General features: G+C 71.8%; 18 protein-coding genes and 2 pseudogenes. 10 read left to right on the forward strand and 10 right to left on the reverse strand.

What is annotated here, in order from left to right; translation table 11 throughout:
* Nucleotides 1-5: 5 nt before the first annotated feature.
* Together ASE20_RS10030 and ASE20_RS25525 are read right to left on the reverse strand one after the other, a co-directional pair.
* Nucleotides 6-1,058 (reverse strand): FAD binding domain-containing protein, encoded by a 1,053-nt coding sequence (locus ASE20_RS10030; RefSeq protein ID WP_225869044.1) that lies wholly within the window; start codon nucleotides 1,056-1,058, stop codon nucleotides 6-8.
* An 8-nt stretch (nucleotides 1,059-1,066) separates the two neighbouring features.
* Nucleotides 1,067-1,381 (reverse strand): annotated as a pseudogene (locus ASE20_RS25525) (2Fe-2S iron-sulfur cluster-binding protein); the annotation flags it as partial.
* A gap of 164 nt (nucleotides 1,382-1,545) precedes the next feature.
* Between ASE20_RS25525 and ASE20_RS10035 the strand changes: the two are divergent.
* Genes ASE20_RS10035 through ASE20_RS10050 form a run of 4 tightly spaced genes read left to right on the forward strand, consistent with a single transcriptional unit; the run spans nucleotide 1,546 to nucleotide 5,070 of the window.
* Nucleotides 1,546-2,661, forward strand: coding sequence for an ABC transporter substrate-binding protein (locus ASE20_RS10035; protein WP_056894442.1), 1,116 nt, complete (start codon nucleotides 1,546-1,548; stop codon nucleotides 2,659-2,661).
* A 2-nt stretch (nucleotides 2,662-2,663) separates the two neighbouring features.
* On the forward strand, nucleotides 2,664-3,449 hold the full coding sequence (locus tag ASE20_RS10040; RefSeq protein WP_056894443.1) for an ABC transporter ATP-binding protein: 786 nt from the start codon (nucleotides 2,664-2,666) through the stop codon (nucleotides 3,447-3,449).
* Nucleotides 3,446-4,255, forward strand: a complete 810-nt coding sequence (locus tag ASE20_RS10045; RefSeq protein ID WP_056894444.1) for an ABC transporter permease — start codon at nucleotides 3,446-3,448, stop codon at nucleotides 4,253-4,255. The genes ASE20_RS10040 and ASE20_RS10045 overlap by 4 nt, the downstream gene beginning before the upstream one ends.
* The gene (locus ASE20_RS10050) at nucleotides 4,252-5,070 is read left to right on the forward strand and encodes an ABC transporter permease (protein ID WP_056894445.1); all 819 of its coding nucleotides are present in this window, start codon (nucleotides 4,252-4,254) and stop codon (nucleotides 5,068-5,070) included. Before ASE20_RS10045 ends, ASE20_RS10050 begins: the two co-directional genes overlap by 4 nt.
* On the opposite strand, the gene ASE20_RS10055 is transcribed toward ASE20_RS10050, so the two are convergent.
* Both ASE20_RS10055 and ASE20_RS10060 read right to left on the reverse strand, forming a co-directional pair.
* Nucleotides 5,048-6,847 (reverse strand): CocE/NonD family hydrolase, encoded by a 1,800-nt coding sequence (locus ASE20_RS10055; protein WP_082612311.1) that lies wholly within the window; start codon nucleotides 6,845-6,847, stop codon nucleotides 5,048-5,050. The two genes, ASE20_RS10050 and ASE20_RS10055, sit on opposite strands and share 23 nt — an antisense overlap.
* 79 nt (nucleotides 6,848-6,926) lie before the next feature.
* Nucleotides 6,927-7,571, reverse strand: a complete 645-nt coding sequence (locus tag ASE20_RS10060; protein ID WP_056894447.1) for a LysE family translocator — start codon at nucleotides 7,569-7,571, stop codon at nucleotides 6,927-6,929.
* A gap of 79 nt (nucleotides 7,572-7,650) precedes the next feature.
* On the opposite strand from ASE20_RS10060, the gene ASE20_RS10065 reads away from it, so the two are divergent.
* Nucleotides 7,651-7,980: a hypothetical protein gene (locus ASE20_RS10065; protein WP_056894448.1), complete on the forward strand. Its 330-nt coding sequence runs from the start codon at nucleotides 7,651-7,653 to the stop codon at nucleotides 7,978-7,980.
* Nucleotides 7,981-8,027: 47 nt separating this feature from the next.
* Entirely contained in the window at nucleotides 8,028-8,627 is a 600-nt protein-coding gene (locus ASE20_RS10070) for a hypothetical protein (RefSeq protein WP_056894449.1), read from the forward strand.
* 1 nt (nucleotide 8,628) lies between these two features.
* On the opposite strand, the gene ASE20_RS10075 is transcribed toward ASE20_RS10070, so the two are convergent.
* The 3 genes and pseudogenes from ASE20_RS10075 to ASE20_RS25530 form a co-directional block, all read right to left on the reverse strand.
* Nucleotides 8,629-8,976, reverse strand: coding sequence for a VOC family protein (locus tag ASE20_RS10075; RefSeq protein WP_056894450.1), 348 nt, complete (start codon nucleotides 8,974-8,976; stop codon nucleotides 8,629-8,631).
* Between the two features lie 4 nt (nucleotides 8,977-8,980).
* Nucleotides 8,981-9,697, reverse strand: a 717-nt coding sequence (locus ASE20_RS10080; RefSeq protein ID WP_235538808.1) for an ArgP/LysG family DNA-binding transcriptional regulator, incomplete at its 5' end; no start/stop codon positions are given.
* 1 nt (nucleotide 9,698) lies between these two features.
* Nucleotides 9,699-9,834 (reverse strand): annotated as a pseudogene (locus ASE20_RS25530) (LysR family transcriptional regulator); the annotation flags it as partial.
* An 80-nt stretch (nucleotides 9,835-9,914) separates the two neighbouring features.
* Here ASE20_RS25530 and ASE20_RS10085 point away from each other — a divergent pair.
* The gene (locus ASE20_RS10085; RefSeq protein ID WP_056895130.1) at nucleotides 9,915-10,529 is read left to right on the forward strand and encodes a LysE/ArgO family amino acid transporter; all 615 of its coding nucleotides are present in this window, start codon (nucleotides 9,915-9,917) and stop codon (nucleotides 10,527-10,529) included.
* Nucleotides 10,530-10,536: 7 nt separating this feature from the next.
* On the opposite strand, the gene ASE20_RS10090 is transcribed toward ASE20_RS10085, so the two are convergent.
* Entirely contained in the window at nucleotides 10,537-11,175 is a 639-nt protein-coding gene (locus ASE20_RS10090; protein WP_056894451.1) for a VOC family protein, read from the reverse strand.
* Nucleotides 11,176-11,204: 29 nt separating this feature from the next.
* Nucleotides 11,205-11,594: a VOC family protein gene (locus tag ASE20_RS10095; protein ID WP_056894452.1), complete on the reverse strand. Its 390-nt coding sequence runs from the start codon at nucleotides 11,592-11,594 to the stop codon at nucleotides 11,205-11,207.
* Nucleotides 11,595-11,670: 76 nt separating this feature from the next.
* Between ASE20_RS10095 and ASE20_RS10100 the strand changes: the two genes are divergently transcribed.
* The 3 genes from ASE20_RS10100 (at nucleotide 11,671) to ASE20_RS10110 (ending at nucleotide 13,655) form a co-directional block, all read left to right on the forward strand.
* Nucleotides 11,671-12,393: a TetR/AcrR family transcriptional regulator gene (locus tag ASE20_RS10100; RefSeq protein ID WP_056894453.1), complete on the forward strand. Its 723-nt coding sequence runs from the start codon at nucleotides 11,671-11,673 to the stop codon at nucleotides 12,391-12,393.
* A 352-nt stretch (nucleotides 12,394-12,745) separates the two neighbouring features.
* Nucleotides 12,746-13,195 carry a hypothetical protein gene (locus ASE20_RS10105; protein ID WP_056894454.1) on the forward strand — a complete coding sequence of 150 codons (450 nt, stop codon included), beginning with the start codon at nucleotides 12,746-12,748 and terminating at the stop codon, nucleotides 13,193-13,195.
* A 58-nt stretch (nucleotides 13,196-13,253) separates the two neighbouring features.
* On the forward strand, nucleotides 13,254-13,655 hold the full coding sequence (locus ASE20_RS10110) for a hypothetical protein (protein ID WP_056894455.1): 402 nt from the start codon (nucleotides 13,254-13,256) through the stop codon (nucleotides 13,653-13,655).
* Between the two features lie 142 nt (nucleotides 13,656-13,797).
* Here ASE20_RS10110 and ychF read toward each other — a convergent pair whose 3' ends face one another.
* The gene (gene ychF, locus ASE20_RS10115; protein WP_056894456.1) at nucleotides 13,798-14,871 is read right to left on the reverse strand and encodes a redox-regulated ATPase YchF; all 1,074 of its coding nucleotides are present in this window, start codon (nucleotides 14,869-14,871) and stop codon (nucleotides 13,798-13,800) included.
* Between the last annotated feature and the right edge of the window lie 53 nt (nucleotides 14,872-14,924).

Raw genomic sequence — 14,924 nt, forward strand, 5'->3', positions numbered from 1 at the left:
GCACCTCACCCACCGGGCCTCTCCGCCACGAGCCGCGGCAGCGCCTGGCCGAGCATCGCCCGCCGGTAGGCCGCACTGGCCCGGTGGTCGTCGATCGGCGTGCCGGTCGCCGCGAGCGCCGCGGCGGCCGCGGCGACGCCGTCCGCGGTCCAGTCGGCTCCGACGAGCAGGGCCTCGGCCTCGGGCGCCCGGACCGGTGTGGCCGCCACGCCGCCGAGCCCGATCGCCGCCCGCTCGACCCGCCCGGCCACGACCTCGACGGCGAAGGCGACCGCGACGGAGGAGATGTCGTCGTACCGTCGCTTGGCGATCTTGTGGAAGGCGGTCGTGCCGGCGAGCGGCAGCGGGACCCGGATCCGCGCGATCAGCTCGCCCGGCGCACGGACGCTGGCGCGGTAGCCGGTGAAGTAGTCGACGAGCGGCACGACCCGCTCCCCCGCGGTCGAGACGAGCACGACCGACGCGTCGAGCGCGAGCAGGGCCGGCGCGAGGTCGCCGATCGGCGAGCCGGTGCCGAGGTTGCCGCCGATGGTGGCACCGTTCCTGATCAGTCGCGACGCGAACTGCGGGAACACCGCGTCCAGCAAGGGGATCCGGCCCTCCAGCCGTCGCTCGACCTCACTCAGGCTGAGCGCCGCGCCGATCTCGACGACGTCCTGCGCCACCGACAGGGAGCGCAGCTCCGGGAGCTGGTCGATCGCCACGCGCAGTGCCGGTCGTGATCCCCGCAGGTTCGCCTCGACGCCGAGGTCCGTCGACCCCGCGATCGCCACGGCGCCGGACTCGCCGAGGAGCTCCAGCGCCTCGCCCAGGCTCGCCGGCCGTGCCCAGCCGCGATCACGGACCGGGGCGGCGGGCGGTGCGGCGGCCGTCGTACGACGCAGCAGCGGGTCCTCCGCCGCCGGGGGGCCGAGCGCCTGCGCTGCCTCCAGGATGGGCCGGTAGCCCGTGCAGCGGCACAGGTTCCCGGAAGAGCGTGGGGGTCGAAGGAGGTCCGGCCGGGCCGGTAGAACTCGGCGGCCATGCTGCAGACGAAGCCCGGCGTGCAGTAGCCGCACTGCGATCCCCCGCGCACCGCCAGCTCCTCCTGCACCGGGTGCAGGCCACCGTCGGGCGCGAGGCCCTCGGAAGTGACCACCTCCTGGCCGGCGAGCGCGGCGGCGGGCAGCAGGCAGGCGTTGAGCGCCGTCCACTCGGTCGTTGCGTCGACCCCGGGGCGGGCGACCAGCACCGAGCAGGCGCCGCACTCGCCCTCGGCGCACCCCTCCTTGGCGCCGGTCAGGCCGATCGAGCGCAGCCAGTCGAGCGCGTTCGCCTCCGGCGGTGCGCCGGCGAGCGGCCGCACGGATCCGTTCACGGTGACCTCGGCATCGGTGCTCATCACCGCCACCGTAGGCCTGTCGACGGCCCGTCCGGGAGCGACTCAGCGGAATTAACGAGGCCGAAACCAGCCGACCCGGACCTGAAACGCGCGTCTCATAGCGTCGCCGCACAGCAACTGCCGTTGCGTCTCGGAGGCCCTGACATCAGCTCACAGGAGACCAGATGACCCACCCGTCCGCCCGTTCCCGCCGCCGCGGCCTGCGCCTCGCCGCCGCCGGCCTGGCCACCGCCGTCGGCCTGCTGGGCCTCGCCGCCTGCGGCAGCGACGACGCCGAGGACGGCAGCGGCACTGCCGGCGCCGACCACGGCACCATCAGCGTGCAGTACTCCTGGATCAAGAACGAGGAGTTCGCCGGCGAGTTCTACGCCGACGACAAGGGCTACTACGACGACGCCGGGTTCGCGGGCGTCAACGGCGTCTCCGGCCCCGACACGGGCGTCGCGAAGCTGCTGAGCGGCACCGTCCAGGTCGCCCTCAGTGACGCCGCGTCGATCGGCGCCGCCATCGCCAACGAGGACGCCCCGCTGAAGATCATCGGCGCGACCTTCCAGAAGAACCCGTTCACGATCCTCTCGCTCAAGGACGGCGCCGACATCACCACGCCCGAGGACCTCAAGGGCAAGAAGATCGGCGTCCAGGACTCCAACGCCAGCGTCTTCGAGGCGATCCTCAACGCCAACGGCATCTCCAAGGACGAGGTCGAGGTGGTCCCGGTCGACTTCGACCCGACGCCGCTCATGGAGGGCAAGGTCGACGGCTTCATGGCCTACCTGACCAACGAGGCCATCACCGTCGAGCTGGCCGGCCACGAGGTCACCAACCTGCCGTACGCCGACAACGGCGTGCCCTACGTCGCGGAGACCTTCAGCGTCACCGACCAGTACCTCGCCGAGAACCGGGGCCTCCTCAAGGACTTCCTGGTCGCCGAGATCAAGGGCTGGACCGACGTCTTCAAGAACTCGACCGAGGACACGGTCGGCCTGATCACGAAGTTCTACAACAAGGCCGCCTCCGACAACGCCGACGGCCTCGAGGCCACCTTCGGTGCGCTCGACCCGGAGAAGACCGGCAAGGGGCTGGAGGCGGAGAAGCTGTTGATCTCCACGCCGGACACCGAGGCCAACGGTCTGTTCACGATCACCGACGAGCTCAAGGCGCAGACCGTCGCCTCGCTGAAGGCCGCCGGCTGGGAGGTGAGCGTCGACGACCTCTTCGACACCAGCATCATCGACGAGATCTACGAGGAGCAGCCCGAGCTCAAGGCCTACCTCCCCTGACGATGGGCACCGGCATCCACGTCTCCGGACTCACGAAGACCTTCAGGGCGGGACGGCACCGCGTCGTACCCGCCCTGGAGGGCGTCGACCTCCACACCGAGCAGGGCTCGTTCCTGGCCCTGCTCGGTCCCTCGGGGTGCGGGAAGTCGACGATCCTGCGCATCCTCGCGGACCTGGAGCACCCGTCGTCGGGAACGGCCCAGGTCGACGGCCGCACCCCTGTCGAGCTGCGCCGCGACAGCGAGCTGGGCATCGCCTTCCAGGACCACGCGCTGCTCCCGTGGCGCAGCGTCACCAAGAACATCCGGCTGCCCTTCGAGGTGGCCGGGCGCGACGTCGACAAGGGGTACGTCGACGAGCTGATCGCACTGGTCGGCCTCCGCGGGTTCGAGGACGCCAAGCCCGCCCAGCTCTCCGGCGGCATGCGGCAGCGGGTCTCCATCGCCCGGGCGCTGGCGCTCAAGCCGTCGGTCCTGCTGCTCGACGAGCCGTTCGGGGCGCTCGACGACATGACGCGGCAGAACCTCAACCTCGAGCTGCTGCGGATCTGGACCGAGAAGCCGGCGACCACCCTGCTGGTCACCCACGGCATCTCGGAGGCGATCTTCCTGTCCGACCAGGTCGCGGTGATGTCGCCGCGCCCCGGGCGGATCAAGGCGATCATCGACGTCGACCTGCCGCGCCCGCGCACGCCGGAGATGATGCGCACCCCGGAGTTCCACGCGCTCGTCGACCGGGCCTCGGAGCTGCTCTTCGGCGCCGACGGCCGCGCGGGCGCCGAGTCGTGAGGCCGGACCGGCGGATCCCGGCCTGGGCCGCATCCGTGCTCGGCACGGCCGGCCTGGTCGTGGCGTGGTGGCTGTTCTCCGCCCTGGCCTTCCGCCCCGACGCCGGGACGACGTACGACCCCGTGCCCTCGCCGCTCGCCGTGGTGCGCCAGATCCTCGACGACGGCTTCTCGGCGTACTGGGACTTCTTCTCGGTCACCGTCCACGAGGCGGCGGTCGGCTTCCTGTGGGGCAACGGACTGGCCCTGCTGCTGGCCGCGACCGTGCTGGTCGCACCACGGATCGAGCCGGTCGTGGTCCAGGTCGCCGTCGTGACCTACTGCCTGCCGCTGGTCGCCGTCGGCGGCATCGCGATCGTCGCGCTCGGCGGCGCGGTCCGGCCGGGCGACCCGTCGAGGACCGCGATCTTCCTGGCCGCACTGTCGGTCTTCTTCACGACGGTCGTCGGGGCCCTGCTCGGCCTCAAGGCAGCCGACCCGGCCAGCCTCGACGTGGTGCGGGTCTTCGGCGGCGGCCGGGTCCGCCAGCTGTTCAAGGTCCGCCTGGTCGCCGCGCTGCCGGCGATCCTCAACGCCCTGCAGGTCGCCGTGCCCACGTCGCTGCTGGGCGCCGTGCTCGGCGAGTACATGGGCGCAACCGACCGCAGCGTCGGCATCACCCTGATCCGCCTCCAGGGCCAGCTCGACTCGGTGCGCGTGTGGGCCGTCTTCCTGCTCTGCGCACTCGTGGCCCTCGTCGGGTACGCCGCCTTCGGGCTCCTCGCCCGCCTGGCCACGCCGTGGGTGTCGGGTCGGAGCGCGTCATGACGCGCGCGATCGGCCGGTCGCTCATCAACGCGCTGGTGACCGTGCTGGTGGTGCTCGCACTGTGGCAGGCCGTCGTCAGCCTCGCCGGCGTCTCGCCGTACGTCGCCAAGGGGCCGCTTGACGTCTTCCGGTTCCTCTTCGTCGACGAGGCCGGCGCCGCGCCGGGCCGGTTGGCCGCCGACCACCGCGACGCGCTGCGCCCGCTCACGCTGCAGACCCTGCGCGACGCCGGCCTCGGCTTCGCCGTCGGGCTGGGGATCGCCGTCGTGCTGGCCGTCGCCTTCTCGCTGTCGAAGACGGTCGAGGCCGGCGTGCTCCCGCTCGCGCTGCTCCTGCGCAGCGTGCCCCTGGTGTCGATCTCGCCGGTCATCATCCTGATCACCGGCCGCGGAACGACCGCCTCGGTGGCGGTCATCGGCACCATCGTGGTGCTCTTCCCCGCCCTCGCGTCCGCCCTGTTCGGCCTCGGCCGGGCCAGTCCGGAGAGCCTCGACCTGGTCCGCGTCTACGGTGGCGGCAATGCGACCGCCCTGCGCAAGGTCGCGCTCCCCGGCGCCCTGCCGTCGCTCTTCGCCGCCGCCCGGGTGTCGGTGCCGGGTGCGGTCACCGGCGCACTGCTGGCCGAGTGGCTCTCGACCGGCAAGGGCATCGGCGGCTCGATCCAGAAGTTCAGCGCCGCGGCGAAGTTCGACGACCTATGGGCCTCGGTCGCGATCATCACCGCGATCACGCTGCTCCTCTACAACCTCGTGCAGCTGCTCGAGAACGTCGTGCTGGCGCGCATGGGGATGCTCACGGAACGACCGGGAGGCTGAGCGTCTGCGCCGATCCCGACGCGATGGTCACCGGCGTCGGCGCCAGTCCCCCGCGGTAGTTGACCGAGCCGCCCGCCACCACCAGCCGGATCCGGTGGCCGGCCGCGAACTCGTGCACGATCGCGGGCACCTGCACGGTGAACGCCTTCGTCACGTCGGGGATTCGCACCGGCGCCTCCAGCCCGTTGATCAGCCGGGCCGTGCCGTCGGGCGCCACGTCGGCGACCTTGACGAAGAGCACCAGCTGGCCCGCGGGGCAGGTGGCCTGCGTCAGCGCGGCACTCGGAGCGCCCACCCGCAGCGTGACGGTCGGCGAGCCGGCCACCCGGACCGGGGCCGTGAGGGCGGGCGTCGACCAGCCCACCGCGGTGCCGGGCAGGTCGGTGACCAGCGAGCCGACCGGACCGAAGTAGCTGCCGAACACGTCCATCTCGTCCAGGCGCGTCGGCAGCCCGGCGGCCGTCGTGACGAGCGACTGCGAGCCTGCCGCGGTCGGCGTCAGGCCGGTGACGAGGTCGCCCTTGCCCGACAGGCGCCACGTCCGTCGTACCCCGACCGGGAAGGACGTCGACGTGGCGTAGGCCGGCGCGGCGTTGCCGGCGTAGGACACCCAGTCGCGGAAGTAGGCGAACTCGGGACCGGTGCTGCCGGTGCCGCCCCGCAGGTAGCGCTCGAACCAGCCCAGCACACGGCCGCTGACGTAGCCCGACGCCGGGTCCGCCCAGGTGACCTCGCCGGGCGCACCGTCGCCGGAGTGGCCGCCCAGCATCCAGATCATCTTGGTCTCGGTGCCCTGCGCCTGCAGCGCGCGGTAGGTCGCTGTCGCCTCGTTGAGGTTGAAGAGCGTGTCGCGCTCGCCCTGGATGAGCAGCGTCGGGACCCGCACCCTGCCGACGTACGACGCCACGGAGGCGTGCCGCAGCGAGGCGACCTGGGACGGGAGCAGGAAGCCGGTGGCCCCGGCCGTGACGAGCGCCGGGCACACGAAGGCCGCGAAGTTCGGGCACGGCAGCGCGTCCGGCGGGACCTGCTGGTTCTGGAGCTCGCCGAGCACGCCGGTCACGGAGAAGCCCAGCGCCCACAACAGCTTGGCCGCACCGGGCGTCGCGCTCGAGACGCCGGTGGCCTGAGCGGTGTTGTTGGGGTCGAGGCTGTAGCTCAGGTCGTTCCAGGTGATCAGCGGGACGATCGCGTCGACCCGCGCGTCGACCGAGGCGACGGCGAACTGGAAGCCGCCGCCGTAGGATCCGCCGAACGTGCCGACCCGTGGGTCGTCGGTACGCGCGACGCCCTTGTGGTCGTGCGCGTCCTTCTGCACGACGTCGAGCACCGGCGCGGGCTGGGTGTGCTCCTTGTCGAGGAACGCGATGCCGCCCCGTCCACCGAGGTAGCTGACCAGCTGGCTGGCGGCCTTGCCGTCGTAGTCGGGGTCGTCGAGCGTGATCACGCAGCTCGAACCGCCGAAGCCGAGGCCGGAGTAGGACAGCACGACGTAGCCGCGGCTGGCGAGGGTCCTGGCGAACGTCGCCTGGTCGTCCTTGGACCCGCCGAAGCCGTTGGTCGTCAGCACGGCCGGCACCCGGCTGGCGCTGCTCGCCGCCGCCGGGACGTAGACGTCGCCGACGACGTCGCACGCCGTGCTGCCGGTCGGGCCGACGGCGACCTTGAAGTGGAGGGTCGTCGTCGTGAACGGGTCGGCGGCGTGGGCCGGCGACGCGGGGACGAGCAGGCCGGCGGACGCGAGGAGCGCAGCGAGCGCAGTTGTGACGTGCTTCACACGTGGTGAACGACCGGTCACCAGCCGCCGTTACGCCACCTCGGTGGTTGAGGTGCGAGCGCCAGCGAGCCTCGAAACCTCAGTGGTTGTTGGTGGTCACCAACGCCGCGCCGAGACCGACCATCATCACGCCACCGGCGGCGCCGAGGCCGTCGAGGCGCTGCGGCTTGCGCGCGAACCAGTCGCGTGCCCGGCTGGCCAGCAACGCCCAGCACGCGTCCGAGCAGACCGCCATCACGCCGAAGAGCAGGCCGAGCAGCACCAGCTGCGGCCCCGCCGCGGCACCGTCGTCGATGAACTGCGGCAGGAAGGCGACGAAGAAGACGATCGTCTTCGGGTTGGTGGCACCCACGAGGAAGCCCGTGCGCACCGACACCCAGCCGGTCTCCGCCGCGCCGCCCGTCAGTCCGGCCGCCTCCATCGCGGTCCGCGCGTCGGCGCGGTGCCGGATCGCCTGGATGCCGAGGTAGACGACATAGCCGGCGCCGAGGAGCTTGAGCACCGTGAACGCGGTCGCCGACGCGGCCACGACGGCGCCGAGACCGACCGCGACCAGCACGACCTGACCGACCAGCCCGAGGGCGTTGCCGACGACCGACAGCAGCGCGTCGCGACGCCCGACGGTCAGCGCGCGGCCGATCGTGAAGAGCAGGCTCGGACCCGGGACCTGGATGAACAGGATCGAGGCCACGGCGAAGGCGGCGAGCTGACTGGTCGACGGCATGCAGGCAGTATCCGCCAGTGCTCGCCTCCCGCGCGACCCGATTGCTCAGCTCGTCGTACCGGCTGCCGAGTGGAGGGGGATGGAGCCCCTCTGCCCGCCGTGGTGCGTGACCACCGCCGCCGAGCACGAGTACGACGACCAGGGCGCCTGGCTGCACGAGGGACCCCGCTTCGGCCTGCTCCGCACGTGGTGCCTGGACGGCCCGGAGCCGGTGTTCACCGCCACCTTGTCCGAGGAGGTCGGCGACGCCGGCGAGCTCGATGTCGACCAGCTGCGCCGGCTCGCCACCGACGCGCTCGACGTCGCGATGTGGATCGACCAGCAGACCCGGATCGGCCTGACCCGACTCGGGCAGTCGGTGGTCGAGCTGGTCCGCGAGGCGCACGCGCGGTCCTCGCGCTCCGCCTGACAACCGGACCCGTCGCTCGCGCGTCCTCCTTCGCGAGGAGGCCCGAGATGAAGGCAACGATCGTGACCGCGACGGCGGTCGTCGTGCTGGTGACGGGATGCGGGACGACCTCGACCACGGCCGGGGACGAGCCGTCCACGGCCCCGCCGTCGTCACCCTCGCTGTCGGGTTCGGTGTCGGGCTCGGTGTCGGCATCGGCAGCCGCCCAGCCCACCGAGGAGGACCTGGCTCTCGCCCGCGCCCTGGAGGCGCTGTCGAAGGACCCCGGTCCGGAGACGCTCGCCCAGGTGCCCTTCGCCCCCGAGGTCGCGCTGGGGCTCGCCCGGCGCCTCGAGCCGCCCCGGGCCCGCGACCAGCTCGCCGCACGCGCCGGATGGTCGATCGACGCGGCACAGTTCCGGGGCTACGTCGGCCCGTTCAACGCCCTGGAGCACCTCGACGGCGCGCGCGTGGACGTGGAGGTGGGCCCCCAGCCGCACTGCGCGGGCCCGCCGGTCCCGGCACCGCCCGGCCTCGAGAGCCTGCACCGCGTCGTGCTGCAGCCCGCAGCCGGGACGATCGACAGCTGCCTGGACTGGTTCAGCGTCGACCTGTTCGTCGACGACGGCACGGTCGTCGCGGTGACCCTCGACCTGTGGGAGCCGTGAGCTACGCGGCGGCCGACTCCCCGCCGAACCCGATCTCGTTGCCGTCGGGGTCCCGGTAGGTCACCTTGCGCACCCCGTTGTCGTAGGTCTCGTCGGAGGCCGGCTCGATCCCGCGGTCGGCGATGGCCTGGATCCATGTCTCGAGGTCGTCGACGAAGAGCGTCGTACGAGCGTGCCCGGCGTGCTCGGCCAGCACCTCGGTGAACACGTACCGGTGGTCGGCCAGCTCCCAGACCGCCTCGACGTCGTTGGGCAGAAAGGACGGCGGCTCCCCGAGCAGGCGGGTGTACCAGTCGACCGCGCGGTCGTGGTCGGTGACGGGAAGGCCGGCGAAGAGGTCCAACGTCATGGGGTCAGGCTAGGGGACGCAGGCACTGCGCGGCCGCGGTCAGCACCGCGTCGGTGAAGGCGGCCAGGACCGGGCTGTCGAGACGCCAGCGCTGCCAGTACAGCGGGACGTCGACCGGACGTGCCCCGGGCAGCCGGACCAGGTCGCCCGCGGCCAGGTCCGGCTCCAGCTGGGGATCCATGACCATCCCCCAGCCGAGTCCGGCGCGCACGGCCTCGTGGAAGTCGGCGGTGCTCGGCACCCGGTGGACCACGGGCGGTCGCGTCGCCCGACGGGCCGCGAGCACCTCGTCCTGGAGGTGGTCCTTCTCGTTGAAGACCACCATGGGGAGGCGCTGCCAGTCGACGGAGCGCCCCCGGCGGTGGGCGTCGACCAGCCACGGCGCAGCCGCCGGCGTGTACCGGACCCGGCCCAGGGGGACCACCGCGCAGCCCTGCACGGCATCCGGCTCGCCCGTGATCGCGGCCAGCACCTCACCGCGCCGGAGCAGGTCGTCGGAGTAGGCCTGGTCCTCGACCCGCAGCCGCAGCGCGACGCCGGGCGTCCGCGCCACGGCGCTCAGGACCGGCCGCAGCCAGGTGGCGAGCGAGTCCGCGTTGACCGCGACCGGCAGCTCCACCACGTCCTCCCCGCCCAGCGTGGCCGCCGCCTCGGCGGCGAGGAGCCGCAGCTGGCGGCCGAGCCGGACCAGGGGCTCGCCCGCCGTGGTCACCGCGGCGGGNCGGCGGCCCGCTCGAGCGCCCTGATCCGCTGGCTGACCGCGCTCGGCGTCACGTGGAGGCGGCGCGCCGCCGCCTCGAAGGTGCCCTCCTCGGAGATCGCGACGAGGGTCTCGAGCTGGGCGGGGTCGAAGCGCACTCGAGCATGTTAAGTGGTGCTTCATCTTCTTCAGGAACATTCGCTGGCCTGCACCACTGGGCGACCGTACGGTCGTGGCCGTGCTCGCCCCCACCGTCGCAGGTCTGCTGACGTCCCTGTCCCTCATCGTCGCCATCGGCGCGCAGAACGCCTTCGTGCTGCGCCAAGGACTGCGTCGCGCCCACATCGGCCCGGTGGTGCTCGTGTGCGCCCTGTCCGACGCGGTGTTGATCGCGGCGGGCGTCGCTGGTGTCGGCACGCTGGTCGACCGCGCGGACGGGGTCATCGACGTGGTCCGGTGGCTGGGCGTCGCCTTCCTGCTCGGGTACGCCGCCTCGTCGGTCCGGCGTGCCTTCCGGCCCGAGTCCCTCGACCCGGCGAGCGCGCCGGGAGGCGAGACGCGCGGACGGGTGGTCGGCAGGACGCTCGCACTCACCTGGCTCAACCCGCACGTCTACCTCGACACCGTGCTCCTCATCGGGTCCGTCGCCGCCGTGCACGACGGCGGCGCGACGGCCGGCCGGTGGTGGTTCGGCGCGGGGGCTGCGCTGGGCAGCGTGCTGTGGTTCACCGGCATCGGCTTCGGCGCGCGGCTGCTGGCTCCCCTGCTCGCCCGGCCGCGAGCGTGGCAGGTGCTGGAGCTCGCGGTCGCCGCGACGATGGTCGTGGTCGCCGTGAAGCTGGCCCTGGGCTGAACGCGCCTCAGGCCCGGACGTGCGGCGATATGAACGCCGTGCGCACCGACATCCCGAGCTCGCGGTGACGCAGTGTCGTGATCCGGCGCCCGGGCTGGACAGCGTCCTTGACGCGCGAGGTCCGCTCGCCGAGCAGCTCGGCGGTGGCGTCGATGTCGGCGACCGCGTAGGTGACGCCCCAGAGCGTCGCCGGCCCCTCCCCGGCGACGCCGGGCGCACCGACGAGCTCGAGGATCACGTCACCGAGCCGGTAGAAGACCTGCCGCATCGGCGCTCCCCAGAGCTCGCCGTCCCGCTCCCGTCGTGCCTCCAGGCCGAGGTCCGCGAGGGCGGTCGTCGTGCGGTCGAGGTCCGGCGAGAGCAGCACGACGTGGTCGACGTGGGTCGTCCCGTTGGGATGAAGCGGAGGCTCGGCGGACGGGGGCGGCGCGGTCGACAGGGTCGTCGGTACGCCGTCCACGTCGGTCCGGTCCGCCGGGATCCCCCGCAGGCTCCAGCCGATGACACCCTTGCCCTGCTCACCGCCGACCAGACGCACGGCCACGCTGCCGATCCGGCAACGGCCGTCGTCGCCGACCGCGAAGCCCGCGGCCTGCCAGGCCTCGGGCTGGTCGGCGACGACGAGCGCGTCGATGGTCACGGTCACGACGCGACCCTAGTCCAGTCCCGTACGGCTCAGGCCGGCGCGGACACCCACTGCACCAGCTGCCACACGATGCCGTTGGGATCGGCGAACTGGCAGTAGCGCTCGCCCCACGGCTCGGTCTCGGGTGGGGTCACGACCCGCGCACCGCCAGCGCTGATCCGCGCGAACTCGGTGTCGATGTCGTCGACCTCGAACACCAGGAGGGTGCCCTGGCCGGCCGACCCGGCGATCTCCTGGGGCTTGAAGGTGGGCAGCCCGGTGCTCAGGAAGATGACGTGCAGCGGGACGGACGGGTGCCCGAGTGACACGAAGCCCTCGGCCGCCATGGCCTCCGTGAAGCCGAGGTGGTCGGTGGCGAAGGCGGCCGACGCGGCGACGTCCGGGACGTTGAGCGAGACGGCAGCTGACGTGATTCCCATGGGATCCTTTCGATGGAACAACTCTGTACGCCGTACAACGTACAGTGTCATGAAAAGATTCCCGCATGGAGCCGAGATGCCACGTCCGCTGATCGACCTGCTCTGGCGGGACCACCCCGACGCCCCCGCGGGCGGCCGCCGCGGACCGCGCGCCCGGGTCGCGACCGGTGACGTCGTGGCCACCGCGACCCGCCTCGCGGACGCACACGGCCTGGCAGCGGTGACGATCCGCACCCTCGCCGCCGAGCTCGACGTGTCGACGATGTCCGTCTACACCCACGTCAACAGCCGCGACGACCTCCTCGTGCTCATGGCCGACGCGGCCCACGCCACGGTCGAGCTCCCCGCCTTCGGTCGCCAGGGGTGGCGGTCGCGGGTCCGCGCGGTCGCCGACGCCAACCGCGCGCTCCTCGCCCGCCACACCTGGCTCCTCGACGTCGCTGACGAGCGGACCGCACTCGGGCCCGGCACGATCGCCAAGTACGACCACGAGCTCCGTGCGCTCACCCCGCTCGATCTCGACGCGGTGACGCAGGACGCCGCCCTGACCTTCGTGCTCGACTTCGTCCGGGCGAGCGCACGAGCCGCCGTGCCCACCGCCGGGGCAGGTGAGCTCGCGGCGCACTGGCCGGAGTGGGGGGTGCGGCTGGCGTCGTACCTGGGCGGGGAGTTCGGTCTCGCCCAGCAGGTCGGCGCGGCCGCCGGCGAGGCGCAGCAGGGGACGCGCGACCCGGACTTCGCCTGGCGGTTCGGCCTCGCGCGGGTCCTCGACGGCCTGGCCGGGCTCGCCGGAGCCTGAGGACGCGCCTCTGATCGCCGGCATCGAGCCCCGCGTCGCCAATCTCGAATAGGACGCGCCAGCGCTGACAGGAAGGGGTCTTGTTCGCCCCGCTTGAGGATCGGACGCGGGGCGTGTTGCGAGCCGAGCATCCTGGAGCGATAGGGCGCAATCGGGCTTGGCTCGAGGCCGAGGCCGACCGGATCGCAGGCGTTGTTCGAGGCGGAGCCCACAAGGAAAGCCGATCCCCACAGTTGGGGAAATCGGTCCGCCTGCGTCCCGCTAGGAGGCCACCACCGCGATCCTCCTCACTATGACTCTTGAGACAGCCCGAGGTGGATCATCCCGGGCTCGGCAGTTCTGTCTGGTTGCAGTGACAGCCAGCATTGCCGCCAACCTCAGCTCCGCAGCAGTCGCCGACACGCCTCAATATGGCAACGATATTGCTGAGCGGTTCGACGGCTACAACTCCTGCTTGGCTCAGGTCGTCGAGAAGCCCGGCTTCACCGGCGACACCTGGGAGGTCATCCTCCAGCAGTCATTGCCCGCCGCGACGCAGCTCCCCGACCACGCCGGTGCCGAGCCGTCGAAGGAATGGACGGCCTTCCTCGAGCTAGAAGAGTTCCTGGAAGCCGCGGACTGGCGGTGCCGTGGCGAGGTCTATAACGACCACATCGAGGACGTGCTCGACGCGGTCAACGACTTCGCCGACCGCAACGCCGATGAGATCGCCGCCATCCAGGAAGGCTGGGAGGCAGTTGTCGAGCATGCCGAGGACCTCGGATTCACCGGCGCACCGGGATCCCTCGACGCCGATGGCTAGCAACCCTCGAACGCCCCGGGCGCGAGGAAGCACGGCTGTCGCCGTCGCCGCAGCAGCCGTGTTCGCGATCACCGGATGCAGCGAAAGCGACCGTCCCGCGGCAACCACGTGCGACGACATGGAGGCGGCGCTGTTCTACGAGCTCAAGGACGCTGCCGCTGATCTCATGGAAGGCACCGACTACGAACTCGAGACGGCCTACCGGGGTGGCTGCGAGTCGATGGGGAAACCAGGTCCCTACCTGTACCTTGCGTCGGCAACCTGGGACGTGCGCGGAGGCATGCGCATCTTGATGAGCAAGAGCCCATGGACCCGGGTCGTCGAACAGAACGGGGGCGTGTCTTGGCGCGACCCTGACTCACGTTTCAGCGCGCGGCCCGTACGGAACAACGGGCAGAGAGTGCTCGCGCTCGGGTTCGTGGACCGGGCACCCGTGCCGGACCCGGACTACCTGTCGTGATGCCTGCGGGGCCGAGGACCGCGTGAGGGACGCGGCGGCGGCACTGGTTGCTGAAATCAACCGTTCTGCTGAGGGCACTGCGAGGGCAGAGCGGCCGTGATCGAGCCGCATACCCCCTCTGACCTGCGGAAATAGCGTGGGGTCAGACGTTGAAGCGGAACTCCACCACGTCACCATCGGCCATGACGTAGTCCTTGCCCTCCATCCGGACCTTCCCGGCCTCCTTGGCCTTGGCCATGGAGCCCGCGTCCATCAGGTCGTCGAAGGAGACGACCTCGGCCTTGATGAAGCCCTTCTGGAAGTCGGTGTGGATGACACCGGCGGCCTCGGGGGCGGTGGCGCCCTTGGGGATGGTCCACGCGCGCGACTCCTTGGGGCCGGCCGTGAGGTAGGTCTGGAGGCCGAGGGTGTCGAAGCCGACGCGGGCCAGGACCTCGAGGCCGGGCTCGGTGACGCCGGCCTCGGCGAGGAACTCGGCGGCCTCCTCGTCGTCGAGCTCGATCAGCTCGGACTCGAACTTGGCGTCGAGGAAGATCGCCTCGGCGGGAGCGACGAGCTCGCTCATCCTCGCCTTCAGGGCGTCGTCCTGGAGCTCGTCGGCGTCGCAGTTGAAGACGTAGATGAAGGGCTTGGCCGTGAGGAGCGAGAGCTCGCGCAGGAGGAGGCGGTCGATCGAGGTGGCGATGATCGGCGTACCGGACTCCAGCGCCTCCTTGGCCTCCTTGGCGGCCTCGAGGTTGGCGGCGAGCTCCTTGTTCTTGCGCGCCTCCTTCTCCAGCCGTACGACGGCCTTCTCGACCGTCTCCAGGTCGGCGAGGATCAGCTCGGTCTGGATGGTGGAGATGTCATTGCCGGGGTTGACCTCGCCGTCGACGTGGGTGACGTCCTCGTCGCGGAAGACGCGGGTCACCTGGCAGATCGCGGCGGACTCGCGGATGTGGGCGAGGAACTTGTTGCCGAGGCCCTCACCCTGCGAGGCGCCCCGGACGATGCCGGCGATGTCGACGAACTCGACGGTCGCGGGAAGCTGCCGCTCGGAGCCGAAGACCTCGGCGAGCTTGCCGAGGCGCGGGTCGGGCACGCCCACCACGCCCACATTGGGCTCGATGGTGGCGAACGGGTAGTTCGCCGCGAGGACGTCGTTCTTGGTCAACGCGTTGAAGAGCGTCGACTTGCCTGCGTTGGGGAGACCGACGATGCCGATGGTGAGTGCCACGGGGCGCGATTCTATGGGGGTACGACGAGGGGACCCGAATCTCCGTCCGGGCC

Origin of the sequence: Nocardioides sp. Root240 (assembly GCF_001428825.1) — a bacterium.
In the GTDB taxonomy this organism is placed as follows: domain Bacteria; phylum Actinomycetota; class Actinomycetes; order Propionibacteriales; family Nocardioidaceae; genus Nocardioides.